At 70.3% G+C, this 23,348-nt stretch carries 23 protein-coding genes and 1 tRNA gene; 17 read left to right on the plus strand and 7 right to left on the minus strand.

Annotation, left to right across the window (positions count from 1 at the left end; genetic code table 11):
* The first annotated feature begins 10 nt into the window (after positions 1–10).
* The 4 genes from CSIV_RS10110 (at position 11) to CSIV_RS10125 (ending at position 2,856) form a co-directional block, all read left to right on the plus strand.
* Complete coding sequence (locus CSIV_RS10110) at positions 11–1,576, plus strand: GMC oxidoreductase (protein ID WP_077051228.1); 1,566 nt, start codon at positions 11–13, stop codon at positions 1,574–1,576.
* Between the two features lie 75 nt (positions 1,577–1,651).
* A complete protein-coding gene (locus tag CSIV_RS10115; protein ID WP_202401110.1) occupies positions 1,652–2,050 on the plus strand; it encodes an ester cyclase in 399 nt (132 codons plus the stop codon).
* An 84-nt stretch (positions 2,051–2,134) separates the two neighbouring features.
* A complete protein-coding gene (locus CSIV_RS10120; protein WP_077051230.1) occupies positions 2,135–2,416 on the plus strand; it encodes a hypothetical protein in 282 nt (93 codons plus the stop codon).
* Positions 2,416–2,856 carry a BLUF domain-containing protein gene (locus tag CSIV_RS10125; protein ID WP_077051231.1) on the plus strand — a complete coding sequence of 147 codons (441 nt, stop codon included), beginning with the start codon at positions 2,416–2,418 and terminating at the stop codon, positions 2,854–2,856. Before CSIV_RS10120 ends, CSIV_RS10125 begins: the two co-directional genes overlap by 1 nt.
* 16 nt (positions 2,857–2,872) lie before the next feature.
* Here the strand turns inward: CSIV_RS10125 and CSIV_RS10130 are convergent, their stop codons facing one another.
* The 3 genes from CSIV_RS10130 to CSIV_RS10140 all read right to left on the minus strand — a co-directional run bounded on the left by CSIV_RS10130 (position 2,873) and on the right by CSIV_RS10140 (position 5,497).
* Positions 2,873–4,057: a type II toxin-antitoxin system HipA family toxin gene (locus CSIV_RS10130; RefSeq protein WP_083735094.1), complete on the minus strand. Its 1,185-nt coding sequence runs from the start codon at positions 4,055–4,057 to the stop codon at positions 2,873–2,875.
* Positions 4,050–4,301, minus strand: coding sequence for a helix-turn-helix domain-containing protein (locus CSIV_RS10135; RefSeq protein ID WP_238592364.1), 252 nt, complete (start codon positions 4,299–4,301; stop codon positions 4,050–4,052). Before CSIV_RS10135 ends, CSIV_RS10130 begins: the two co-directional genes overlap by 8 nt.
* A 173-nt stretch (positions 4,302–4,474) precedes the next feature.
* Positions 4,475–5,497: an Lrp/AsnC family transcriptional regulator gene (locus CSIV_RS10140; protein WP_077051234.1), complete on the minus strand. Its 1,023-nt coding sequence runs from the start codon at positions 5,495–5,497 to the stop codon at positions 4,475–4,477.
* 127 nt (positions 5,498–5,624) lie between these two features.
* On the opposite strand from CSIV_RS10140, the gene CSIV_RS10145 reads away from it, so the two are divergent.
* From CSIV_RS10145 to CSIV_RS10165, 5 genes are read left to right on the plus strand one after another with little or no spacing between them, the layout of a single operon-like run.
* The gene (locus CSIV_RS10145; protein WP_077051235.1) at positions 5,625–7,184 is read left to right on the plus strand and encodes an ABC transporter substrate-binding protein; all 1,560 of its coding nucleotides are present in this window, start codon (positions 5,625–5,627) and stop codon (positions 7,182–7,184) included.
* A 17-nt stretch (positions 7,185–7,201) separates the two neighbouring features.
* Positions 7,202–8,230, plus strand: coding sequence for an ABC transporter permease (locus tag CSIV_RS10150; RefSeq protein WP_077051413.1), 1,029 nt, complete (start codon positions 7,202–7,204; stop codon positions 8,228–8,230).
* Positions 8,217–9,914, plus strand: a complete 1,698-nt coding sequence (locus CSIV_RS10155; protein ID WP_077051236.1) for a dipeptide/oligopeptide/nickel ABC transporter permease/ATP-binding protein — start codon at positions 8,217–8,219, stop codon at positions 9,912–9,914. Before CSIV_RS10150 ends, CSIV_RS10155 begins: the two co-directional genes overlap by 14 nt.
* Positions 9,911–10,708 (plus strand): ABC transporter ATP-binding protein, encoded by a 798-nt coding sequence (locus CSIV_RS10160; RefSeq protein WP_077051237.1) that lies wholly within the window; start codon positions 9,911–9,913, stop codon positions 10,706–10,708. The genes CSIV_RS10155 and CSIV_RS10160 overlap by 4 nt, the downstream gene beginning before the upstream one ends.
* Complete coding sequence (locus tag CSIV_RS10165) at positions 10,708–11,970, plus strand: metal-dependent hydrolase family protein (protein WP_077051238.1); 1,263 nt, start codon at positions 10,708–10,710, stop codon at positions 11,968–11,970. The genes CSIV_RS10160 and CSIV_RS10165 overlap by 1 nt, the downstream gene beginning before the upstream one ends.
* Positions 11,971–11,994: 24 nt before the next feature.
* Here the strand turns inward: CSIV_RS10165 and CSIV_RS10170 are convergent, their stop codons facing one another.
* A complete protein-coding gene (locus tag CSIV_RS10170) occupies positions 11,995–12,675 on the minus strand; it encodes an SGNH/GDSL hydrolase family protein (RefSeq protein ID WP_077051239.1) in 681 nt (226 codons plus the stop codon).
* 134 nt (positions 12,676–12,809) lie between these two features.
* Between CSIV_RS10170 and CSIV_RS18395 the strand changes: the two genes are divergently transcribed.
* Positions 12,810–13,058 carry a hypothetical protein gene (locus tag CSIV_RS18395; protein WP_175627592.1) on the plus strand — a complete coding sequence of 83 codons (249 nt, stop codon included), beginning with the start codon at positions 12,810–12,812 and terminating at the stop codon, positions 13,056–13,058.
* Positions 13,059–13,064: 6 nt separating this feature from the next.
* Here CSIV_RS18395 and CSIV_RS10180 read toward each other — a convergent pair.
* Positions 13,065–13,138, minus strand: a tRNA-Gly gene (locus CSIV_RS10180).
* A 181-nt stretch (positions 13,139–13,319) separates the two neighbouring features.
* Between CSIV_RS10180 and dcd the strand changes: the two genes are divergently transcribed.
* Positions 13,320–13,925, plus strand: coding sequence for a dCTP deaminase (gene dcd / locus CSIV_RS10185; protein ID WP_077051241.1), 606 nt, complete (start codon positions 13,320–13,322; stop codon positions 13,923–13,925).
* A 201-nt stretch (positions 13,926–14,126) separates the two neighbouring features.
* On the opposite strand, the gene CSIV_RS18400 is transcribed toward dcd, so the two are convergent.
* On the minus strand, positions 14,127–14,876 hold the full coding sequence (locus CSIV_RS18400) for a MarR family winged helix-turn-helix transcriptional regulator (protein ID WP_077051242.1): 750 nt from the start codon (positions 14,874–14,876) through the stop codon (positions 14,127–14,129).
* 111 nt (positions 14,877–14,987) lie between these two features.
* Here CSIV_RS18400 and CSIV_RS10195 point away from each other — a divergent pair, with 111 nt between their 5' ends.
* Positions 14,988–15,503: a MarR family winged helix-turn-helix transcriptional regulator gene (locus tag CSIV_RS10195; protein ID WP_077051243.1), complete on the plus strand. Its 516-nt coding sequence runs from the start codon at positions 14,988–14,990 to the stop codon at positions 15,501–15,503.
* 153 nt (positions 15,504–15,656) lie between these two features.
* Here the strand turns inward: CSIV_RS10195 and CSIV_RS10200 are convergent, their stop codons facing one another.
* Positions 15,657–17,039: an MFS transporter gene (locus tag CSIV_RS10200; protein ID WP_077051414.1), complete on the minus strand. Its 1,383-nt coding sequence runs from the start codon at positions 17,037–17,039 to the stop codon at positions 15,657–15,659.
* 138 nt (positions 17,040–17,177) lie between these two features.
* On the opposite strand from CSIV_RS10200, the gene CSIV_RS10205 reads away from it, so the two are divergent.
* The 5 genes from CSIV_RS10205 (at position 17,178) to CSIV_RS10225 (ending at position 23,246) form a co-directional block, all read left to right on the plus strand.
* Positions 17,178–18,923 (plus strand): DEAD/DEAH box helicase, encoded by a 1,746-nt coding sequence (locus CSIV_RS10205; protein WP_077051244.1) that lies wholly within the window; start codon positions 17,178–17,180, stop codon positions 18,921–18,923.
* A gap of 321 nt (positions 18,924–19,244) precedes the next feature.
* Positions 19,245–21,113 carry a molecular chaperone DnaK gene (gene dnaK, locus CSIV_RS10210; RefSeq protein ID WP_077051245.1) on the plus strand — a complete coding sequence of 623 codons (1,869 nt, stop codon included), beginning with the start codon at positions 19,245–19,247 and terminating at the stop codon, positions 21,111–21,113.
* Positions 21,114–21,125: 12 nt separating this feature from the next.
* Positions 21,126–21,734, plus strand: coding sequence for a nucleotide exchange factor GrpE (grpE, locus tag CSIV_RS10215; RefSeq protein WP_077051246.1), 609 nt, complete (start codon positions 21,126–21,128; stop codon positions 21,732–21,734).
* A gap of 8 nt (positions 21,735–21,742) precedes the next feature.
* The gene (locus CSIV_RS10220) at positions 21,743–22,735 is read left to right on the plus strand and encodes a DnaJ C-terminal domain-containing protein (protein ID WP_077051247.1); all 993 of its coding nucleotides are present in this window, start codon (positions 21,743–21,745) and stop codon (positions 22,733–22,735) included.
* Positions 22,736–22,802: 67 nt separating this feature from the next.
* Complete coding sequence (locus CSIV_RS10225) at positions 22,803–23,246, plus strand: heat shock protein transcriptional repressor HspR (protein ID WP_077051248.1); 444 nt, start codon at positions 22,803–22,805, stop codon at positions 23,244–23,246.
* Positions 23,247–23,348 lie beyond the last annotated feature (102 nt).

Below are 23,348 nucleotides of genomic sequence, written 5' to 3' on the forward strand. Positions count from 1 at the left end.
AGGAGAGACCATGTCCGACACCCCCACGATCGCCGTCGTCGGCAGCGGACCCATCGGCGCCGCCTACGCGCGGGTGCTGCTGGAGTCGCTTCCGCAGGCGCGCGTGATCATGTTCGAAGCCGGGCCACAGGTCACCGAGCGCCCGGGCGAGAGCGTGCGCAACATCGCCGACCCCGACGAGAAGGCCCGCGCCCGGGAGAGGTCGCAAGGGCCGCAGGCGGGGGAGTTCCGCGACTCGCTCGGCATCCCGTCCGGCACGATCGTCGAGGGCATGTTCACGGCGCGCCAGGGCACGCACCTGCTGGACTTCGGCGGCGCAGGGTCGGCGCACGCCCCGAGCTTCCCGGCGGCGGCCGCCGCCACCAACGTCGGGGGCCAGGGCGCGCACTGGACCTGCGCGATCCCGCGTCCGGCGTTCAGCGAGAAGCTGGACTTCATTCCCGACGACGAGTGGGAGGACCTCATCTCGACCGCCGAGGACCTGCTGCACAAGCAGAGCGCGGCTTTCTCGGACTCGCCCGTGGGCGCCGCGATCCGCACGCTCCTCGACCGCGAGTTCGGGGCCGAGCTCCCCGAGGGCTACGGCGTGAGCACGCTGCCGGTCGCCGGCGATCCGCAGCCCAACGGCACGATGCGGTGGGCCGGGACCGATACGGTCCTGGGGCCGCTCATCGAGCCGGGCACCGACACCGCGGGGCGGTTCGAGCTGCGCGACCTCTCGCTCGTGCGGCGCATCGAGCACGACGATGCGCGCGTGCGGGGCGTCGTGGTGGAGGACCTGCGCACGCACGAGGAAACGTTCGTCCCGGCGGATGCCGTCGTCGTCGCCGCCGACGCGTTCCGCTCGCCGCAGCTGCTGTGGGCTTCCGGCATCCGTCCGGCTCCCCTCGGTCGTTACCTCACGGAGCACCACGTCGTCATCGGCACCGTCGTGCTCGACGGGGAGCGGATGAGCGAGCTCGTGTCCGACGCCGAGCTGCAGGCCGAGCTCGACCGGCGCGCGCTGAACCCCGCCGACCCGGTCGCGGCGGTCAACCGCATCCCGTTCTCCGAGCCCGACCACCCGTATTCGGCGCAGATCATGTACGCCGAGACCCCGCCGTTCCCTCTCGACCCCGCGCACCCCGCCGCGGGGAACCGCTGGGGGTACATCAACATGGGCTTCGGCGTGCGGAAGTTCCCGCGCGTCGAGGACGGCGCGACCTTCAGCGACGACGAGCTCGACTACCGCGGGCTGCCGAACTTCACGATCGAGTACGCGTTGACCGAGCGGGAGGATGCCGAGATCGCCGAGGCGACCGAGCGGCTGCGGCGCGCGGGCGCGGCGCTCGGCTCGTTCATCGCCGAGCCGCGGCTGTTGCCGAACGGCTCGAGCCTCCACTTCATGGGGACGATGCGCGCCGGCACCGAGCCCGCAACCTCGGTCGCCGACCCGTACTCCCACGTGTGGGGGTTCGAGAACCTGTTCGTCGGCGGCAACGGCCTCATCCCCACGGCGAACACGATGAACCCGACGCTCACGAGCGTCGCGATCGCCGTCCGCGGCGCCCGTCGCCTGGCGGAGGAGCTCGCCTGAACGCGTGAGTCGCCAGGATTTGTCGCTTCTCTGCCAGCCGAGGCGACAAATCCTGGCGACTCACGCGCGGGGATAATGGGGCGGGTGGAGGCCTGGGAGACGCGCGAGTGGTTCCAGGAGTTCCTCGACGCGCTGAACCGTCACGACGCGGAGGCGCTGCGGGAGTTCCTCGCCCCCGACGTGCGCCGCGCGCACCTCCCCGCCGGGGCGGATGCGTGGCTCGACGAATACGCCGACCTGGTGCGCGGCTTCCCGGATTGGCAGTGGCGCCGCATCCAGATCGTCGTCGAGGAGGATCGCCTCGCCGTCCACCTGTGGGGGAGCGGCGCGCACACCGGGATCTTCCGGCACGTGTCGGCGACGCGTCGCCGCGTCAGCATCGCCTCGTTCGCGATGTACCGGCTCGCGCGCGGGCGCATCGTCGAGGCATCCGGAACCGACGACGCCGAGGCGATCCTCGCCGCAGTGCTCTGACCGTCCTCCTGTCAAGCGGCTGGAGCGCCTTTCGGGCATGTGTACTTTCGAAGGGGGACCCTGCCGGGGCGGAAGGAAGCGCGCATGACTGGTGACGATCGACCCGGTGCGGGTGTCGTGTGGGCGCGGGTGGAGGACGGATTCCACGTCGCCAGTGCGCGCGGGGTCTTCCTCGGGTACATCGACCGCGAAGCCGACGGCAGCTATCTGGCTTACAACGGACGCTCGCGTCTCGTCGGCCGCTTCCCCGGACTGGTCGCCGGGATGGCGGCCGTCGCCCAAGCGCACGCGGATGCCACGAACGCCGTGCCCGAGATCGAGTTGCGCCAGGTCCCCGACGTCTTCCCCGGGTCGGTGATGCAGTGATGACGGACGACCTGTTCTCGCTGACCTACTCGAGCACCGCCGTCGCCCCGTTCGGTGACGACGAGCTCGCCCGGCTGCTGGAGTCCAGCCGCGTCGCCAACGTCGGCACCGACCTGTCGGGTCTGCTGCTCTACCGCAGCGGCCGATTCCTGCAGGTGCTCGAGGGTCCCGAATCGGCGGTCCGGGATGCCATCGACCGCATCCGTCGTGACCCCCGTCACCGCGACGTGCGGATCCTGGTGTCCGAGCCCGTCGAGGAACGCCGGTTCCCCGACTGGACGATGGGCTACGAACCGCTCGGAACGTCGGCGTCGGCACCGCCGGAGGGGTTCCGCGACAGCTTCGACGACCTGGACTCCGGGGATGCCACGGTGACCGCGCGGGCGCTCGCCGAGCTGACGCTGTGGTTCCGGGTGCGGTCGGGCCGGCGCGCGGCCTAGGGGTTCCTCCGCGACCTCACCCGAGCCGGGCCGCAGCCGCGTCGAGGCGGGTCTGCATGAGCCGAACGCTTCGCGCGTCGGCACCGTGATGCTCGGCGGACCGCGGCAGGGCACCCAGAAGGGGGACGAGCGCGGCGAGGTGAGTTCGAGCCTCGGCGGCGCTCAGCCCGAACATGGAGAGGGCCTCCTTCGTGAGGAAGGCGCTGACGTCCAGGGTCGTGGTGCCGAACAAAGCGAGCTCATGATCATCTCCGTGGCCGAGGGGTTCGGGGTTCACGTCGAATGCGGGTGAGAGCGCCCAACCGCCCCCTCGACGGAGGAAGCCGTGGTCGCGCAGGTGATCGTCGAGGTTGCCGACCAGGACGCCGAAGATCGCGCGCCGCCACAACTGCCGGACGTCCGCGCCGTGGGCGCGCGCGAAATCGGTGAGGTCGAGCCAATCACCCCCGTCGCCGTCCTGGGCCTCGAGTGCCGTCATCGCCGAGATGTAGGGGATCCGGGTCCCGCCGGCCCCCCGATCGAACCGACGCAGGAACAGGATCGTCCGGACGGTGCCCTCCACCGTGATCTGTTTCGTTCTCCGAGCGGGAACGTCGATCCCCCATCGGTCCATCGCGTCGAGCATGGATGCCTCCCAAGCCATGACATTCCAGTCATCGCCGCGCGGTTTGGGGAACTTCGCGAGCCACAACTCGTCGCCGAGTCGGACATTGGCCTTGGGCCGTGCCCCGCCCAGGGAGCCGGTCGCCCGGAACAGGCGCCGCAGTGCGACCTCGTCGATGTCTGGATCGTCGCGTTCGATCTGGTCGGCAACCTGGATGATCTCGGAGAGGTCCGCCTCGGCGGGCACCCCGTCGCCGTCGGCGACGGCCGTCTCGTCGTGCCAGAAGCGTGTCGCGCCCTGGCGTCCCTCGTCGTTCACTCCCAGCATGAGTGTGAGGTCGTCGAGGCGCCGGCCCGCGGCTCGATTCTGCACCTTTCGTCCCCAGGTGTCGGGTGCGGAGTCGCTGAACGGGTTCGGCGGCCCGAGGCTCTGCGGGCCCGGGAACAGCCCGAGAGCGGGAACGAGGGCGAAGGCGTCGCGGCGGCGCAGGTAGTCGGTGTCGTAGACGAACGTCCCCGACGTGCGTGCCCGGTACAGGGTCCCGGCGACGACCTCTTCCCGTCCGAGCGTCGTCGTCACCGTGCAGCTGTCAGGCATCGCCGCGGACTCGCACCCGTTGCGGCAGCTTCTCGTCGGCCATCAGCCGTCCGCGCGGAGTCTGGAAGGGATCGGTCGCGGTGACGACGGCATCCAGCAGGCCGAGGACGCGCAGCACGCGCAAGGCGATCTCCAGCGTCGTGCCCTCGCCGTTCTCGAGCTTGCTGATCGTCTGAGGGCTGACACCTGCCCGCTCGGCGACCATCTTGGCCGTGAGATTCAGCAGTTTCCGTTGATCGGCCACGTTCTGTCCGATTGTTCGCAGGCCGCGTGTAACGGGGGCCGGGGTCGGAGTAGACATGAACTGATTTTAGTTCGATGCTTGCAGATCTAAAAGCTTTTAAGATTTGTCATTGCAGATCGTAAACGGCTTCGGTATGCGGTGCCGCGGGGGCAGTCCGCTCCGCCGCTGGATTCTCAGTCCCCGCCGTTCTCGCGGAAGGGCACGTGCCGCGCCTGCATCCCGTTCGCGTCGAGGACATGGCCCGCGCGCTTGTAGACCCGGGGGACGACCCACACGTCCGTGAACGACAGCTGGGGGTAGACCTTGGCCACGCGCTGTTCCAGGTCGTCGAGGTCGGCCAGGTCCCGCAGCCAGAGGGAGATCGCGAGGTTCGCCGGTCCGGTGACCGAAGCGATGAGGCGCGATTCCGGCAGGAGCCGGAAGGACGTGGCGATCTGCTCGAGATTCTCCTGGGGAGCGCGCACCCACAGCATCACCGCGCATTCGTAACCGAGCGCGCGGTGGGCGACGTCGATGCGCCAATGCGCCCAGTCCGCACCCAGCAGCGTCGTGACCCGTCGGGACACCGCCGCCAGTGAGCCGCCGGTGCGTTCCCGGATCTGGGCGAGTGGACGGCGGACGTCCTCGGCCAGCGCTTCGAGCACGCTCCACTCCTCCGGGGTCGGCTCCGCCGCGAGGTCGGACGCGGGCTGTGGTCGTCGGGCGGCGATCGCCGCGGTCTGCGCGTCGGTGAGCACGCCCAGGCGCCACTGCCCGCCTTCTTGGAAGACCCGTCGGACATAGTGCGCGCGCGTGGTCGCGACACCGGGCACGGTGGCGATGCGCGTGCGCACGCAGTGATCGATCTCCGCGAGGGAGGCCGCTCCGACGGTGACGTAGACCTGCCGGTCGCCCGAGGTGCCGTGCACGCTGAACACCTCGGGGATCACCGCGAGGGCGTCGACGGTCTCGTCGAGCCCGGCCGGGTGGCAGAGCACCTCGACGAACGCGAGGGGCTGCCGCCTCCGTCGCTCGAGCGGCATGTAGAAGCAGCTCGACCACACAGCTCCGCAGTCGGCCAGGCGGCTCCAGCGGCGCGAGAGCGTGCTCGCATCCGACGACAGGATGCCCGACAGCTCGGCCCACGAGGCGCGCGGGTGCAGCTGGAGCGCGTTAACAATGCGGTAATCCAGCGCGTCGAGCTCGGGGATATCCATGCGCTCGGTTCCTTCCGATCGAACGATTCGTGCGGTCTTGGTCGATGGGGTCACCGATTCGCGCGGATGCCGCATCATGGACGAAAGTATCCCGAAAACTAATTCTTGTATCCAATTTGGAGGAATCGTGGCGCGATCGCATCGTCTTCTCGCATCCACCCTGGCCGTGGTGGGCGTGCTCGCGACCGCCGGCTGCGCGGCGAGCGGGGAGGTGAACGGCGACGGCAGCGATGTGGATACCATCCGCACCACGTTGCTCACCGATCCGAGCACCTTCGACCCGGCGCTCTCGCGCGCCACCGACGACTACACGACGGCGCGGCTGCTCTACGACACCCTCCTGCGCCGCGACGACGGCAACGTGCTCGTGGGCGGGCTCGCGAGCTCGTGGGAGGCCGTCGACGCGAGCAACTACGTCTTCACGCTGCGCGATGACGCGACCTGCTCCGACGGATCGCCCCTCACCCCCGATGCGGTCGCCGCGTCCCTCGCGCGATTCCTGGACCCCGAGACGGGTTCGTCGGCGCGCAGCCTGGCCATCGGCGCCGGGACGGCGACGGTCACCGCGGATGACACGGCCGGTACGGTGACGGTGTCGCTGTCCGAGCCCTGGTCGGACCTCCCCGTGGGGGTCAGCCTGCCGCAGGCCGGCATCGTGTGCGCTCCCGGCCTGGCGGATCTCGACGGACTCGCGGCGGGGACGGTCGCCGGAGCGACCACGGGCCCCTACACCCTGGCCGCGGCGCAGCCCGCGGTGTCGTACACCTTCGCGTTGCGCGAGGGCTACAACCAGTGGCCGGAGTTCGCGACGCCTCTCGAGGGCCGCCCGGCCGGCACGGTCGTGCTCACGCCCATCGCGGACGACGCCACCGTGGCCACGCAGCTCATGGCGGGAGCGCTCGACCTCGCACCGGTCTTCGGTGACGCCGTGGACCGCATGGAGGGCGTGACCGGATTCAGTTCGGTCACGTACACCAACTCCACGAGCTACCTCGTCTTCAACGAGCGCCCCGGCACGATCTTCGCCGACAACCGCGATCTGCGCCTCGCCGTGGCCCGTGCCATCGACCCCAGTGCGGTCAACGACGTCGTGACGAACGGACGCGGCGAGGTGCTGCACACGCTCGCCTCGAACGCCCTGGCCTGTGTCGTCGACGACCCGGCGGACGCGATCGTGTACGACGCGGATGCCACGGGCACACTGTCGGGCGTCACCATCCGCCTCATCGGGACCACCGGGTTCGGCGCGGCCAACGACTACATCGCCGAGGTTCTGCGCGCGCAGGGGGCGACGGTCGAGGTGAACGCGCTGGACAACGCCACCTGGTCCTCCACCACCGGTGCGGGCGGGTCGGATTGGGACATGACGCTGCAGGGCGACGTGAACATCATGGGCACGCTGCCCTCGTCGCTGCTGCGGGCGATGGGTCCGGTGACGGAGGAGGGCGGCCGCTCGAAGACGGGCGCGGCGAATGACGCGGGCTACGCGGCCCTGCTGCGGGCGATGAGCGCCACCGACGACACCGAGAAGTGCGCCGCGCTGGGCGAGGCGCAGGAGAGCATCCTCCAGCGCGTCGACGCCGTACCGCTGGTGAGCACGCCCGGGATCGTCTTCATGGCCGATGGATTCAGCATCCGCGCCTTCGGTGACTACCTCGACGTGTCGACGATGCGCATCACCAAGTGACGGCGGGGGAGGACACCATGGCACAGCTCGCGCACGCTCGGCCGGCCACAGCGCCGTCGCCACGTCGGACCGCGACCTCACCCTGGATCGGGTTCGCCGTACGCCGCGGGGCGGGCCTGGCGGCGACCATCGCTGTGCTGGTCGTGGCGTCCTTCCTCATCGTCCAGCTCATCCCCGGCGACCCCGCCGTGGCACTGGCCGGTCCCGACGCGACGACCGCGCAGATCGAGGCGCTCCGCTCGCGGCTGCGACTCGACCTGCCGGTGTGCGAGCAGTTCGCCGTATACGTCGGCGGACTCCTCCAGGGCGATCTCGGACAGTCGTTCATGTACGGGCGCCCGGTCGCGGAGCTGATCGCCGCGCGCCTCCCCTTCACCGCGGCGATAGCGCTGTCGAGCATCGTCCTCGTGCTGCTCGTCTCGATCCCCCTCGGTCTGACGATCGGTGTGCTCACCCGGGGTGGACGACGTTCCTGGCTCGACACGGGCTTCGGCGCGGTCACGGGTCTGCTCGACTCGCTCCCCGGCTACATCTTCGCGACGCTCCTGGTCGTGCTCCTCGGCACCGGGGTGGGTGTCCTGTGGCTTCTCCCGCCGGCATACCTCGCCTCGGCCCCGGTCGCCTCGCTCGTCCTCCCCGTGCTCGCCCTCTCGGTCGGGCCGATCTGCATGGTGTCGCGTCTCGTGCGCCGGGAGACGGCGGTGGCGCTGGCCGAGGACTACATGCGCACCGCGCGCGGCTGGCGTCTGGGCACCGCCGCGCTGTACCTCCGCAACGCGCTCCCGAACCTGCTCACCTCGACCCTGACCCTGAGCGGCCTGATCCTGGGCGGCATGCTCGGGGGCGCCCTCGTCATCGAGAGCGTCTTCGCGCTTCCGGGCCTCGGTACCGGCATCATCCAGGCCATCCTGAACCGCGACTTCCCCGTCATCCAGGGGATGGTGCTCGTCATCGGCCTCGTCGCCGCTCTGGTCAACCTGCTCGTCGACGTCCTGCTCGGCATCGTCGACCCGCGCACCCTCGGAGGACGTCATGCAGATTCCTGACCCTGTCGCATCCACGCCGCGCAGCGCCCCCGGACGACATGCCGGCAGCGCCGGACTCCTCGCCGGGCTCGTGCTCGCCACGATTCTGCTGATCATCGCCGTGGTCGCTCCCCTCGTTCTCCAGAGCCAAGCCGATGCCCTGGGTGCGCGGTCGCAGCCACCGAGCCCCGAGCACTGGCTGGGGACGGATGCCGTGGGGCACGACATGTTCGCCCGAAGCCTGGTGGCGACCCGTCTCACGCTGCTGATGACCGCGGGGGCCACCCTCATCGCCGTCGTCGGGGGCGTGGTGTTCGGCGGAGTCGTGCAGCTCCTGCCCGGACGGCCGCGGGAGCTCGCCCTGCGCGCGATCGACAGCCTCGTCGCCTTCCCGGGCCTTCTGCTCGCTCTCGTCGTCGCCGCGATCCTCGGTGCGAGCGCCCCCTCGGCCGTCGTCGCGATCGGGGTCTCCGGCATCCCGTACTTCGCCCGGCTCGCCGCCAACCTCGCCGGATCCGTCCTGCATCGCGACTACGTCGAGACCGCCCGGCTGCTCGGTGCACCGCCGCTCGCCGTCCTGCGCCGACACGTCCTGCCGAACATCGCGGAGCCGATCCTGGTGCTGACGGCCTCCACCTTCGCCGCGTCGTTGACGGCCATCTCCGCGTTGTCCTTCGTCGGGCTCGGCGTCCAATCGCCCGCCTACGACTACGGCAAGCTTCTGAACGAGGCGCTTCCCTCGCTCCTGGCGGGTCGCGCGTACCAGGTGGTCGGTCCCGCGGCGCTCATCGTGCTCGCCGGTGTCGCGGCCATGCTCATCGGCGACGGCCTCGCCGCTCGCGCGGATCCGCGCCGATCCGTGCCGCGTCGTGTCCGTCCCGTGCGGCCGACCGAGCTGCACGCGCCCGGCGACGCGCTGTTGCACGCCGAGAACGTCGTGGTCTCGCGCGCGGACGGCGTCGCGCTGGTCAAGGGCGTCTCGTTCAGCATCGGGCGAGGCGAGACGCTCGGCATCGTCGGGGAGTCGGGGTCGGGCAAGTCGCTCACCGCCCTGACCGTGGCCCGCCTCCTCCCCGACGGTCTGGAAGCGAGTGCCCGGCGGCTCACGCTGGGGGAGAAGGACCTGCTCCGGCGGCAGCCGCCCGCGGTCATGGCACGGGCGATCGCGCTGGTGTACCAGGATCCGGGAACGACCTTCAACCCGGCTCTGCGGATGGGCGCTCAACTGGGTCAGGTTCTTCGCGCCCACTTCGGCCGAAGCCGCTCGCAGGCCGACTCCGCCGTGAGGGAAGCACTGGAGGCGGTACGGGTCTCCGACGCGCCGCGGCGCATGCGCCAACGTCCTCATGAGTGGTCCGGGGGGATGCGGCAGCGGGCGATGCTCTCGTCCGCCCTCACCGCCACGCCCGAACTGATCATCGCCGACGAGCCGACGACGGCCCTCGATGTGACCGTTCAGCGCGAGATCCTGCGGGAGCTCCGCCGGGTGAGCATCGAGAACGGGTGCGCACTGCTGTTCATCTCCCATGACATCGCCGTGGTGCGCGCCCTCTGCCACCGCGTGCTCGTGATGAAAGACGGCGAGATCGTCGAGGAGCTGTCGGCCGGACATCTCGACCTGGAGCACGCCCGCCACCCCTACACGCGAAGCCTGCTCGAGGCCGATCCTGCGTTCGACGTCGCCCGCCCGGAGGTGTCCGCATGACGGATGTCGGCTCCATCGTCCGCGCGCGGGATCTGCGCGTCTCGTTCGGTCGGACCGAAGTGCTGCACGGCGTCGATCTCGACGTTGCACCCGGCTCCGCCGTCGGTCTCGTGGGCGAGTCCGGCTCGGGCAAATCGACGCTCGCCAAAGTGCTCGTCGGCTCCGTCGCCCCCACGTCGGGTGTCGTGGAGGTGGCGGGCATCGATGTCGGCGCGGCCGATCGCGCGAGCCGCCGGAGGCTGCACCGGAGCGTCCAGCTGATTCCGCAGGACCCGTACTCGTCGCTGAATCCCCGCCGGACCATCGGCCAGGCCCTCGCCGAGGCGATCGACCCCGTCCGCCCGTCGGTGCGAGGTTCGCGCGCACGGATCGACGAACTGCTGGATCGCGTGCGCATCCCGCGCGACGCCGTCGGGCGTCACCCCCACGAGTTCTCCGGGGGTCAGCGTCAGCGCATCGCCATCGCGCGCGGCCTCGCCGTGGAGCCGCGCGTCCTCGTCGCGGACGAGGTCACGTCGGCACTGGACGTCTCGGTGCAGGCCGAGGTGCTGCGCCTGCTCGCGGAACTCCGACGCGACCTGGGGCTGACGATGCTGTTCATCTCCCACAACCTCGCGGTGGTCAACGTCGTGTGCGACGAGGTCGCGGTCATGCGCGCCGGCGACGTCGTCGAGAGCGGGCCCGTCCGCGACGTCTTCGCGGCACCGCGGCATCCCTATACCCGCGAGCTGCTGGCTTCCGTCCCCGGTTCCCCCGACTTCACGCTCGAGACCGCCCTCGAAAGGATCCACTGATGACGATCTCCTCCGTCTCCCTCCGCCTGACTGGTGCCCGGCTGATCGACGGCACCGGTGCGGGCCCGGTGCCCGACGCCGAGTTGCACGTCGACGAGGACGGACGCATCCTCTTCGCGGGCCCCGCCGCCCACGCGCCCGTCGTTGCGGCGACGGTCACGCGCGACCTCGGGGGACGCACGCTCCTGCCCGGCTTCATCGATGCGCACGTGCACCTCGGCTTCGACGCCGGCAACGGCCCCTTCCACGACCTCACCACCGACCCGGTGCAGGTGGTGTTCGAGACCGGGCGGCGACTCGAGCAGACCCTCCACGCGGGGGTGACCACGGCACGCGACCTCGCCGGGCTGACCCTGGGCCACAAGGCCGCGGTCGAGCAGGGGCTCGTGGCGGGGCCGCGCCTGCACACGGCCGTCCGCATCATGAGTCACACGGGAGGGCACTCCGACTTTCACCTTCCCGGCGGTCACGTGAAGTACCACGTCTCCGCGGCCGACGAGATCGCCGACACCGTCGACGAGGTGCGGACGGCCACCCGCCGCCTGCTGCGCGACGGCGCGGACGTCATCAAGGTCTGCACGACGGGCGGGATGTCCAGTCCTCACGACCAGCCGACCGACGAGGGGATCACGGCGGACGAGATCCGCGCCATCCGCGACGAGGTCGACCGTCATGGCGGTCGGCCCATCGCCGCGCACGCGCAGGGAACCGCCGGCATCCTCGCGGCGCTGCGCGGCGGCGTCGACAGCGTCGAGCACGCCTACGGCATCGACGACGAGGGGATCGACCTGGCCGGTGAGAACGGCACGTTCCTCGTGCCGACGCTCTCGACCGTCTTCACGCCGCTCGTGAAGGAGCGCATGCGGCCGTTCCACTACGAGAAGAAGGTGCGCTGGGTCGAGATCACGCGCGTGAACATCGCCCGCGCCATCGAGCGGGGGGCGCGCTTCGCGATGGGCACCGATTCGGGGATCTGCGCGCACGGGCGCAACCTCGCCGAGCTCTCGCACCTCGTCGAGCTCGGGATGTCACCGATGGACGCGTTGCGCGCGGGCACGGCGCACGCGGCCGAGCTCCTTCGCGTCGGCGACCGACTGGGCACGCTCGAAGCCGGCAAGATCGCCGACTTCGTCGTCGCCGACGTCGACCCGCTGGCGGACATGTCCGCACTGGGTTCCCCCGAGAACGTGGTCGTCGTGGCCAAGGCGGGCCGGATCGTCAAGGATCTCCTGGTTTCGGAGCGCGTGCCGGTCGGGGCCTGACGTCCCGCTCGCGTCGCGGCGGTGTCAGAGGCCGAGCGTCTGGAGCTCGGCATCCATTCGCTCGGCGATGTGCGCGTAGCCGACGTCGTCGGGGTGGAGTCCGTCGCCGGCCATCCAGCTGTCGTCGTCGTCGGCGTAGTGACCGTCGAGCCACCGGCTCGCTCCGGCGATGTAATCGGCGCCGATCCGCTCGGCCGCGTCGTGCACCCACCCGATGATGACGTCGACGGATGCCGGCCGGTCGGCGGTGTACCAGAACGGTTCGACCACGATGAGGCGCGCGCGGGGAAGGCCCTGGCGCAGCCGGTCGAGGTCGCTGTCGATCGTCGCCCGGATCTCGGCGGCGGCGCCGTCGTAGCTGAAGTTGTCGTTGAGTCCCATGGTGACGAACACGATGTCGGGGTCGTCACGGATGATCTGGGCGGGGATGTCATCGAGCCCCGGCCCCATGCTCGCGCGCCGGTTGACGAACCCCAGGCCGTTCTCGCTGCGGTTGATCTCGGTCCACCCGCGCTCCGCGCAGATGATCGTGGACCAGCGCCTGTCGGACGAACTCGCGCCGGTGCCGCGGGTGTAGGAGTCGCCGTAGAACGCGACGGTGGTCTCGCCGGGCTCCGTCGTGGGCTCCGGCTGCGCGGACGGCCCGCACGCCGTGAGCCCGAGCGCGAGCACTGCGCTGAGGAGGATGCCGAGCGAGCGACGCATGCGTCCATTCTCGGTGGCGACCCGGGAGATCGGGCCGGACCGGGGCTCCTGCCGGGCACCCGGCGGGTGGGCATTGCCTCCACAACCCCTGAGTTCGCTGGCGCATCTCCGGCTGACGGGGCAGCGTCGGAGGGGTGACCTCTCGACACCGCAGGCGCCTGACGATGGCCGCGGCTGCGGCGCTGTTCATCTTGGCCATCGCGGCGGCACCCGTCTTCGTCAGGGAAGGCGTCGCCGTCGGACTCGGAATGATGGCGCTTTCCGCTATCGCGCCTCTCGTGGTGCTCGTCGTCATCGCATGTGCGTGGTCCGTCAACGACCGGAAAGCCGCCGCGCGCGCCGGGACACGAAAGCCCTCGCGTGCGGCCGATGACCGCCCGTGAGGGCTGTGGAGGGGCTGACGGGAATCGAACCCGCGCTGTCTGCTTGGGAAGCAGAAGTTCTGCCATTGAACTACAGCCCCGAGCGCCGTGAGGCACTTCCGCCAGCATAACAGCGTCTCCCGTGGCATCCGGGTCGGGGTTCTGCGTCGAGTGCACACGATCCGTGCGAGAGCACACGTCAGGGTCGTACGGAACGTGTGCGTTCGCACGGAACGTGTGCACTCGACGGTGCGCGCCGACCCCACGCCCTAGGCTGGGCGCGTGCTGCTCTCCGACCGCGACATCCGAGCCGAACTCGCCGACGGACGCCTGGGGCTCGACCCCTTCGATCCGGCCATGGTGCAGCCGTCGAGCGTCGACGTGCGCCTCGACCGATACTTCCGGCTGTTCGACAACCACAAGTACCCGTTCATCGACCCCGCCGAGGAGCAGCCCGAGCTCACCCGCCTCATCGAGGTCGAGCCGGACGAGCCGTTCATCCTCCACCCGGGCGAGTTCGCGCTGGGATCGACGTTCGAGCGCGTCACGCTGCCGGACGACGTCGCCGCGCGTCTCGAGGGCAAGTCGTCGCTCGGACGCCTGGGGCTGCTCACCCACTCGACCGCCGGGTTCATCGACCCGGGGTTCTCGGGGCACGTCACGCTCGAACTCTCCAACGTCGCGACCCTGCCGATCAAGCTCTGGCCGGGCATGAAGATCGGGCAGGTCTGCTACTTCCGCCTGACCTCCCCCGCCGAGAATCCGTACGGTTCGGGGCCCTACGGCAACCGCTACCAGGGCCAGCGCGGCCCGACGGCATCGCGCTCGGCGCTGAACTTCCACCGCACGAACGTCGGCACGACCGACGCCGGCTCCGCCGGACGCTGAAGCGCACGCGGAACAGCCCCGTCGAGGTGACCTCGACGGGGCTGTTCCGTCGTGTTGGCGCGGCGCGGTTAGTGCGCGCGGCGCCGTGCGCGGCGATAAACGCGATTCCCGCGCAGAAACGCGACGTCCACGTGTTTCTCGTCGCGGAGGGCGTTTATCGCCGATCACTCGGATGCCGCGGATTCGCCGGATGCCGCCGGTTCACTCGGATGCCGAGGGCTCACCGGATGCCGCGGGCTCAGCGGATGCCGAACCTTCGCGGCCGCGGCTGAACCCGGCGTCGAAGCCGCGCTCGTAGGCGCGCTGCGCCGCCCGGTGGCCCCGGTCGTCGTGCCCGTGCCGTCCGTGGTGCGCGTGCCCGCCGTGGCGGGGGTCGCATCCGCGTCCGTGGTGGGGACGGTCGTGCTCTTCGGTGCCGCGCTCGCGGGGGCCGAAGCCGTCCGCGTCGCCGCGCGCGCCGGGGCCGAAGCCCGGGCCGAAGCCGCGCCCGAACGGGCCGAAGCCGCGCATGCCCGCGCCACGCCCGCCGCGTCCGCGGGGGCCGAACGGCGCCGCGTCCGAGTCGTCGAGGCCGAGCGCCGCCGACACGGCGTCGAGGGCGGCGACGAGACGTTCGAGCTCTTCGGCGGGGACGTCGGCGAGGAGCGCCGAGCGGTCGGCATCCAGGCGGTCGAGGATCTCGCGACCCTCGGTGGTCAGCGACCAGCCGTCGTCGGCGCGCTCGATCCATCCCCGCTCGGCGAGGGCGGTGACGCGCTTGCCGCCGCGGGCCAGGCGCTCGGCGATCCAGGGAGCGTCGATGCGGCCGTCGATCGCGCGCAGCACGAGGACGGTCTTGGGGTGCAGGTCGCTGTCGCGCAGCTGCGCGAACAGGCGGTGGTGCAGCGCGTGCCCGACCGTGGTGAGGCGATGGGCGAGGCTGCGGGGGTCCAGAGGTGTGGAGGTGTTCATGGGGTGGTCCTTTCGTGTGACGGGAGATCCGCCGCTTACATGTCATGTGACAACGGATGTACTGTGACATGTATTCCGGATGCTTGTCAAGCGACATGTAAAATCGAGTCCATGATCGCCGACCCCGCCGACGAGATCGCCGCTGCCCTCGCCAAACTCCGCGGTCGGCGGCCGCGCCCCCCGTTCGCCGGAGGCTTCGGCGGCCCCCACGCCCACGAACACCGGGGCCACGGTCCGCACCCGTTCCACGGCGGCCCGCCGTGGGCCGACCCCGGCCAGGGGCGGTTCGCCGGCGTCGCACGCCTGCGAATGCTCGACGCCCTCGTCTCGGCATCCGGTCCGTTGTCGGTCAGTGAGATCGCCGACGCCGTCGGCGTCGATCAGCCCCGCGCGTCACGCCTCGTGCAGCAGGGCGTGCAGATGCGGCTCGTCGAACGCGAGCCCGACCCCGACGACGCTCGCCGCACGCGCGTGCGGCTCACCGCCGAGGGCGAGCGCCTCGTCTCGAGCCTCCGGGGCAGGCGGCGGGATGCCGTGCGCTCCGCGCTCGAGTCCTTCACCGACGCCGAGCGCGCCGACTTCGCCCGCCTCCTGGCGAAATTCGCCGACGCCTGGCCGCAGGACTGACTCCGCGGCATCCCAGACACCAGAACAGGGGATGCCGCCGGAACAGGCCGATCTCGACGGAATCGCCCTGTTCTCGGCGCATGGCCTGTTCTCGTGACGCCGACGCCGACGCCGACGCCGAAGCTCAAACCCAGGCCGCCCGCAGGCCGCGTGTCAGCGGATCTCGGCGCCGCGGTTCTGCACGGGGATCATCAGCGCCAGGCCCACGGCGAGGATCAGCACGATCCCCACGATGCCGAGGCGGGTGTCGCCGGTGAGCCCGACGAACAGCGCGAACAGCCCGGGCGCGAGGAACGACACCGCGCGGCCGGTCGTGGCGTAGAGGCCGAAGATCTCACCCTCGCGGCCCTCCGGCGTCGCCCGCGAGAGATAGGTGCGGCCCGCCGACTGGACGGGGCCGACGAAGAGGCCGAGGCCGAGGCCCACGACCCAGAACAGCGGTTGCGAGGTGCCGATCAGCAGCATCGCGCAGCCCAGCACGATGAGTCCGGCGAGCGAGACGACGATGACGCGTTTCGGGCCGAAGCGGTCGTCGAGGCGTCCGGCGAACATCGTGCTGATGCCGGCGACGACGTTCGCGGCGACGGCGAAATACAGTACCTCGGTCGACGAGAACCCGAACACCTGCGCCGCGATGATCGCCCCGAACGTAAACACGCCGGCCAGGCCGTCGCGGAAGATCGCGCTGGCGATGAGGAACAGCAGCACCGGGCGGCTGTCGCTCCAGAGCGAGCGCAGCGTCCCCCACAGCAGCACGTACGACTGGAAGAAGCCCACCCGCACCTTCCGGTTCTGCGCCGGGATCTCGGGCACGCGCACGAGCACCGGGATGGCGAACACCGCGAACCACACCGCGGATGCCAGCACCGCCAGTCGCACGTTGAGGCCGCCGTCCTTCGGCACGGCGAGCAGGCCCGCGGCATCCGGGTTCCCGAACCCCTGGATGAACAGGATCAGCAGCAGGAGGAGGAGCACGATCCCGCCGACGTAACCCATGCCCCAGCCGAAGCCCGAGACGCGGCCGATGTTCTCGCGCGTGGAGACCTGCGACAGCATCGCGTAGTAGTTGACGCTCGCGAACTCGAAGAAGACGTTGCCGACGGCCAGCAGCGTCGCCCCGAGGATCAGGTACTGCGGAGTGCCCTGGACGAACACCATCGCCGCCATCGCCAGCACGATGACGCCGGTGTTGACGGCGAGCCAGAGCTTGCGCCGACCCGAGCCGTCGCTGCGCTGACCGAGCACCGGGGCGAGGAGCGCGACCGCGATGCCCGCGATCATCAGCGCGGTGCCGACGAGGCTCGCGTTCTCGGCCAGCGCCTTCACCAGCGCGGGGTTGCGGTCGTCGTCGCCGGCGGCCGCGACGATCGCGGGGTCCACGAACAGCGAGCTCGACAGGTAGGTGCTGAAGACGAAGGTCGTGACGACCGCGTTGAACGCCGCCGAACCCCAGTCCCACAGCGCCCAGGCCAGGACGGGGCGCTTGCCGTCGGTGGAGGGGAGGGATGCCGCGGGGGCGGCGCCGGGAGTGGACATGTCGCTCACGCTAGGACCCTTCGGTGAACGCGCGGAGACGTTCGGCGCGGACGCGCCGTCGGCGGCGCGTGGGCTCAGGGTAGACCCTCGTGCGGCCTCGAACGGGGGTTTCCCGGGGTGGCGCACTACCGTGGAGTCATGGCATCCGAAAACCCCGTCCCCTCCGAAGAGGCGGACACCGCCCCCGAGCAGCTCACCTTCGCCGACCTGGGACTGGATGCCGCCGTGCTCAAGGCCCTCAAGGACGTCGGCTACGAGACCCCGTCGGCCATCCAGGCCGCCACGATCCCCGTCCTCCTGCAGGGGCGCGACGTCGTCGGCCTCGCCCAGACCGGTACCGGCAAGACCGCCGCGTTCGCCCTCCCGGTGCTGTCGCAGATGGAGACCGGGCACAAGAACCCGCAGGCCCTCGTGCTCGCCCCGACCCGCGAACTCGCGCTACAGGTGTGCGAGGCGTTCGAGAAGTACGCCGCGCACATCAAGGGCGTCTCGGTGCTCCCCGTGTACGGCGGTCAGGGCTACGGTCAGCAGCTGTCGGCGCTCCGCCGCGGCGTCGACATCGTCGTGGGCACGCCCGGTCGCATCATGGACCACCTCGACAAGGGCACCCTCGACCTCAGCGAGCTGAAGTACCTCGTGCTCGACGAGGCCGACGAGATGCTGAAGATGGGCTTCGCGGAGGACGTGGAGACGATTCTCGCCGACACCCCGTCCACCAAGCAGGTCGCGCTGTTCTCGGCGACGATGCCGGCGCAGATCCGCCGCATCTCGGCGCAGTACCTCAATGACCCCGAAGAGATCACGGTCAAGACCAAGACCACGACCTCGGCGAACATCACGCAGCGGTACCTCGTCGTGTCGTACCAGCAGAAGATCGATGCGCTCACCCGCATCCTCGAGGTCGAGAACTTCGAGGGCATGATCGTCTTCACCCGCACGAAGAACGAGACCGAGACGGTCGCCGAGAAGCTGCGTGCCCGCGGCTACACCGCCGCCGCCATCAACGGTGACGTCGCGCAGGTGCAGCGCGAGCGCACGGTCAACCAGCTGAAGTCGGGCAAGCTCGACATCCTCGTCGCGACCGACGTCGCCGCGCGCGGCCTCGACGTCGAGCGCATCAGCCACGTCGTCAACTACGACCTCCCGATCGACACCGAGTCGTACGTGCACCGCATCGGCCGCACCGGACGTGCCGGACGAACCGGGGATGCCATCAGCTTCGTGACCCCGCGCGAGCGTCGCATGCTGACCGCGATCGAGAAGGCCACCCGCCAGCCGCTGACGGAGATGTCGCTGCCGAGCGTCGACGACGTCAACGCCACGCGCCTCACCCGGTTCGACGACGCGATCACCACTGCGCTCGAGGACACCGCCGCGATCGCGACCTTCCGCGACGTGGTCGCCCACTACGTCGCGCACCACGACGTGCCCGAGGCCGACGTGGCCGCGGCGCTCGCCGTGGTCGCGCAGGGCGACACGCCGCTGCTGATGGAGGAGGAGACGATCTCGCAGCCGCGCTTCGACCGGGATCGCGACCGCGACCGCGCGCCCCGCGAGGGCGGGGAGCGCCGCGAACGCCGTGACAGCGACGGCCGGTTCGCCACGTACCGGATCGCCGTCGGGCGTCGGCAGCGGGTCGAGCCGCGCCAGATCGTCGGGGCGCTCGCGAACGAGGGGGGCCTCCGCCGCAACGACTTCGGCGCCATCCAGATCCGCCAGGACTTCTCGCTCGTGGAGCTTCCGGCCGACCTCTCGCGCGACACCCTCAACCGGCTCACCGACACCCGCATCTCCGGCGTCCTCATCGACCTGCGCCTGGATCAGGGCGGCCGGTCCGCGAAGCGCACCGAGCGTCCGCAGCGCCGCTCGTACGATCGCGACTGAGCCCGCGGCATCCCTCCTTCGACGCCCTCGCGACCTGCCCGGTCGCGGGGGCGTCGTGGTTCGCGGCCGCTTTGGGGCGCGTTTGTGCGTTCGGGGCGTGGATTTTCGCGCCCCAACCGCACAAACGCGCCCCAAACCCGTGGATGCCGGCTCCAGACGTCCCGACCCGCCAGTGCAGAAGTTGAGCCAATTCATATCAAGTCTGCTTGACGCCTCGAGTCGCCTGCGTTAGCCTTGAGTCATCGCGGCTCAACCCGCGCAGCAGACTTTACGAAACCCCGAGTCGTGGCATCCGCCCGGCTCATGATCAAGGAGACACATATGCCACGTGCAGTGGGAATCGACCTCGGGACGACCAACTCCGTCGTGAGCGTGCTCGAGGGCGGCGAGCCGAAGGTCATCGCCAACGCCGAAGGCTTCCGCACGACCCCCTCGGTCGTCGCTTTCACCAAGGACGGCGAGGTGCTCGTCGGCGAGACCGCCAAGCGCCAGGCCGTCACCAACGTCGACCGCACGGTCTCGTCCGTCAAGCGCCACATGGGCACGAACTGGACGTTCGACGTCGACGGCAAGAAGTGGACGCCGCAGGAGATCTCCGCGCGCATCCTCCAGAAGCTCAAGCGCGACGCCGAGGAGTACCTGGGCGACAGCGTCGCGGATGCCGTCATCACGGTGCCCGCGTACTTCAACGACGCCGAGCGTCAGGCGACGAAGGAGGCCGGCGAGATCGCGGGCCTGAACGTCCTGCGCATCATCAACGAGCCCACCGCCGCCGCTCTCGCGTACGGCCTCGACAAGGGCAAGGAGGACGAGCTCATCCTCGTCTTCGACCTCGGTGGCGGAACGTTCGACGTGTCGCTGCTCGAGGTGGGCAAGGACGACGACTTCTCGACCATCCAGGTGCGCGCCACTGCCGGTGACAACCGCCTCGGTGGAGACGACTGGGACCAGCGCGTCGTCGACTACCTCATCAAGCAGTTCAAGGACACCACCGGTGTCGACGTCTCGGGTGACAAGATCGCCCTCCAGCGCCTCAAGGAGGCCGCGGAGCAGGCCAAGAAGGAGCTGTCGAGCTCGACCTCGACCTCCATCAACCTGCCCTACCTCTCGCTGACCGACTCGGGCCCCGTTTCGCTGTCCGAGACGCTCACCCGCGCGAAGTTCGAGGACCTCACCAAGGACCTCCTCGACCGCACTCGCAAGCCCTTCTCGGACGTCATCCGCGAGGCCGGTGTCAAGGTCGACGACATCGCGCACGTGGTGCTCGTCGGTGGCTCGACCCGCATGCCCGCGGTCGCCGAGCTGGTGAAGAAGGAGACCGGTCGCGACGCGAACAAGGGCGTCAACCCCGACGAGGTCGTGGCCGTGGGCGCAGCGCTCCAGGCCGGTGTCCTCAAGGGTGAGCGCAAGGACGTGCTGCTCATCGACGTCACCCCCCTGAGCCTCGGTATCGAGACCAAGGGCGGCATCATGACCAAGCTCATCGAGCGCAACACGGCCATCCCGACCAAGCGCAGCGAGACCTTCACCACCGCCGACGACAACCAGCCGTCGGTCGCGATCCAGGTCTTCCAGGGCGAGCGCGAGTTCACCCGCGACAACAAGCCGCTGGGCACCTTCGAGCTCACCGGCATCGCCCCGGCTCCCCGTGGCATCCCGCAGGTCGAGGTCACCTTCGACATCGACGCCAACGGCATCGTGCACGTGTCCGCGAAGGACAAGGGCACGGGCAAGGAGCAGTCGATGACCATCACGGGCGGCTCGTCGCTGCCCAAGGAGGATATCGAGCGCATGGTCCGCGAGGCCGAGGAGAACGCGGCGGAGGACAAGAAGCGCCGCGAGTCCGCCGAGACCCGCAACCAGGCCGAGACCCTGTCGTACTCGATCGAGAAGCTGATCAAGGACAACGAGGACAAGCTGCCCGAAGAGGTCAAGACCGAGGTCCAGGCCGACGTCGACGCCCTCAAGACGGCGCTCGCCGGTGACGACGACGACGCGGTCAAGACCGCGTTCGACAAGCTCAACGCGAGCCAGGGCAAGCTCGGCGAGGCGATCTACGCGTCGTCGCAGGCCCAGGGCGAGCAGGCCGACCCGAACGTCGGCCAGCCCGGCAACGGTGAGACGCCGAACCCCGAGGAAGACGTCATCGACGCCGAAGTCGTCGACGACGAGACCGACGAGAAGAAGTAAGCGACAGAACTGATGGCACACAAGGACGACGAACAGCCCCAGGGCTCGGGCGCCGGTCCTGACGAGACGACGGGGCCGGAGGAGAACACCTCCGGCCCCGCGCCGTCGGGCGAGCAGACCCCGGATGCCGAGGGCCTCACGATCGAGGACATCCTCGGCGCCGAGCAGACCCCCGAGGCCGCCGCAGAGGGGGCGTCCTCCGACAAAGAGGCCTCGCTCCTGATCGACCTCAAGCGCCTGCAGGCCGAGTACGCCAACTACCGTCGGCGCACCGAGGAGCAGCGCGAGCGCGAGATCGAACGCGCGAAGGGCGAGGCCGTGAAGGGCCTCCTGCCCGTCATGGACGACCTCGACCGTGCTGAGAAGCACGGCGACCTCGTCGAGGGCACGCCCTTCGCGGCGATTGGCGACAAGGTGCGGGCCGTGGCCGAGCGACTCGGCGTGGTCTCGTACGGCACCGCCGGCGAGCCCTTCGACCCGCAGCAGCACGAGGCGATCTTCCAAGCGCCCACCCCGGGCGTGACCCAGGCCACGGTGCTCGAGGTCGTCGAGGTGGGGTACCGCCTCGGCTCCGTCGAGCTGCGACCGGCCAAGGTCGTCGTCGCCGTGCCGGTCGAGTAGGAGGACACATGGCGAGTCAGGACTGGTTCGACAAGGACTTCTACAAGGTCCTCGGTGTCGACAAGGGCGTGAGCGCTGCCGATCTGAAGAAGACGTACCGCAAGCTCGCGCGCCAGTACCACCCCGACTCGAACCCGGGTGATGCCAAGGCCGAGGCGAAGTTCAAGGAGATCAGCGAGGCCTACGCGGTGCTCAACGACCCCGAGCAGCGCGAGGAGTACGACCAGATCCGGGCCATGGGCTCGGGGGCGCGCTTCTCGGCACCCGGGGCCGGCGGGGGCGGCGGTTTCGACGACGTCTTCAGCCGGTTCGGGCAGCAGCGCGGAGGCGCGTCCGCTCCCGGCGGTGGCTTCGAGGACTTCTTCTCGATGTTCGACCAGCAGGGCGGCGGCTTCGGCTCCGGCCGGTTCGGTCAGACCACGGGCGGCTACCGCGGCTTCGGCGGACCGCAGCGCGGAGCCGACGTCACCGCCCGGACGACGCTGGACTTCGTCACCGCAGCCAAGGGGGAGACGATCACCCTGCAGGGCGAGGACGGTGTCCCGTTCAAGGTGAAGATCCCCGCGGGGGTCGCCGACGGCCAGAAGATCCGACTGCGCGGTCGCGGCCGTCCGTCTCCGGACGGCGGCGAGAACGGCGACATCGTCGTGACGGTCGCGGTCCGGCCCCACCCGGTGTTCTCGCGCGAGGGGCTCAACCTGCGGCTGACGGTCCCCGTGACCTTCACCGAGGCGGCCCTCGGCGCCACGATCGAGGTGCCCACCCTCGGGGGCGAGCCCGTGCGGCTGCGTGTCGCACCGGGCACCCCCTCCGGGCGCGTCCTGCGGGTCAAGGGGCGCGGCATCCATTCGTCCAAGGGCACCGGCGACCTGCTCGCCGAAGTCCAGGTGGCCGTTCCGCAGCACCTCAGCGACGAAGCCCGCGAGGCCCTCGAGCGCTTCCACGCGCTCGAACCGAAAGAGAATCCCCGCGCCGACCTGATGGCCAAGGCGCGTCAGTGACGCCGTGCTCCTGGCATCCGCCACAATCGGATGCCAGGAGCACGCGATCCACGAGAGAGGAGAGGCCGTGTCCGACAAGGAACTCGATGAGGATGCGCCGATCTTCGCGATCGCCGTGGCCGCCGAGCTGTCGAACATGCACCCGCAGACGCTGCGGCAGTACGACCGGCTCGGCCTGGTCGTGCCCGCCCGCACGCAGGGCGGATCGCGGCGGTATTCCAGCCGTCACGTGCAGCAGTTGCGCGAGGTCGCGCGCCTGTCGAGCGAGGGGATGAGCCTCCCCGCGATCGCGCGTCTCCTGGCGCTCGAGGAGCGGGTGCACGAACTCGCGCGGCGCGTCACCGACCTGGAGCGTCAGCTGATGGCCGAGCGCCAGTCGCGTCCGGGCGCCCGGGTCTTCGCCGCGGGGGCCACGGGTTCGGTGGTGACGCTGCGCCACGGGGCGCGCGTGCGGCGGGCGACCGACGTGGTGCTCTGGCGCCCGGGCGGGTTGCTCGACGACGAGGACTGACGGCCGACGCGCCGGGACGCGCTGAGGGTGCGCGGCGACGCGTGACCCGCGTCTCGCCGCCGGTCGGACGATTCTCGGACGATTGTCGGATGCCGGTTCCCC

Origin of the sequence: Microbacterium sp. CSI-V, assembly GCF_001984105.1 — a bacterium.
Classification (GTDB): Bacteria; Actinomycetota; Actinomycetes; order Actinomycetales; family Microbacteriaceae; genus Microbacterium.

Coding starts and splice junctions, on each gene's coding strand:
- CSIV_RS10150 (WP_077051413.1), top strand. CDS start 7,202: ATGGCACAGCTCGCGCACGCTCGGCCGGCCACAGCGCCGTCGCCACGT.
- dnaK (WP_077051245.1), top strand. CDS start 19,245: ATGCCACGTGCAGTGGGAATCGACCTCGGGACGACCAACTCCGTCGTG.
- CSIV_RS10195 (WP_077051243.1), top strand. CDS start 14,988: ATGATCGCCGACCCCGCCGACGAGATCGCCGCTGCCCTCGCCAAACTC.
- CSIV_RS10110 (WP_077051228.1), top strand. CDS start 11: ATGTCCGACACCCCCACGATCGCCGTCGTCGGCAGCGGACCCATCGGC.
- CSIV_RS10155 (WP_077051236.1), top strand. CDS start 8,217: ATGCAGATTCCTGACCCTGTCGCATCCACGCCGCGCAGCGCCCCCGGA.
- CSIV_RS18400 (WP_077051242.1), bottom strand. CDS start 14,876: ATGAACACCTCCACACCTCTGGACCCCCGCAGCCTCGCCCATCGCCTC.
- CSIV_RS10120 (WP_077051230.1), top strand. CDS start 2,135: ATGACTGGTGACGATCGACCCGGTGCGGGTGTCGTGTGGGCGCGGGTG.
- CSIV_RS10165 (WP_077051238.1), top strand. CDS start 10,708: ATGACGATCTCCTCCGTCTCCCTCCGCCTGACTGGTGCCCGGCTGATC.
- CSIV_RS10170 (WP_077051239.1), bottom strand. CDS start 12,675: ATGCGTCGCTCGCTCGGCATCCTCCTCAGCGCAGTGCTCGCGCTCGGG.
- CSIV_RS10220 (WP_077051247.1), top strand. CDS start 21,743: ATGGCGAGTCAGGACTGGTTCGACAAGGACTTCTACAAGGTCCTCGGT.
- CSIV_RS10130 (WP_083735094.1), bottom strand. CDS start 4,057: ATGCCTGACAGCTGCACGGTGACGACGACGCTCGGACGGGAAGAGGTC.
- CSIV_RS10205 (WP_077051244.1), top strand. CDS start 17,178: ATGGCATCCGAAAACCCCGTCCCCTCCGAAGAGGCGGACACCGCCCCC.
- CSIV_RS10200 (WP_077051414.1), bottom strand. CDS start 17,039: ATGTCCACTCCCGGCGCCGCCCCCGCGGCATCCCTCCCCTCCACCGAC.
- CSIV_RS10140 (WP_077051234.1), bottom strand. CDS start 5,497: ATGGATATCCCCGAGCTCGACGCGCTGGATTACCGCATTGTTAACGCG.
- CSIV_RS10160 (WP_077051237.1), top strand. CDS start 9,911: ATGACGGATGTCGGCTCCATCGTCCGCGCGCGGGATCTGCGCGTCTCG.
- CSIV_RS10115 (WP_202401110.1), top strand. CDS start 1,652: ATGGGGCGGGTGGAGGCCTGGGAGACGCGCGAGTGGTTCCAGGAGTTC.
- CSIV_RS10125 (WP_077051231.1), top strand. CDS start 2,416: ATGACGGACGACCTGTTCTCGCTGACCTACTCGAGCACCGCCGTCGCC.
- grpE (WP_077051246.1), top strand. CDS start 21,126: ATGGCACACAAGGACGACGAACAGCCCCAGGGCTCGGGCGCCGGTCCT.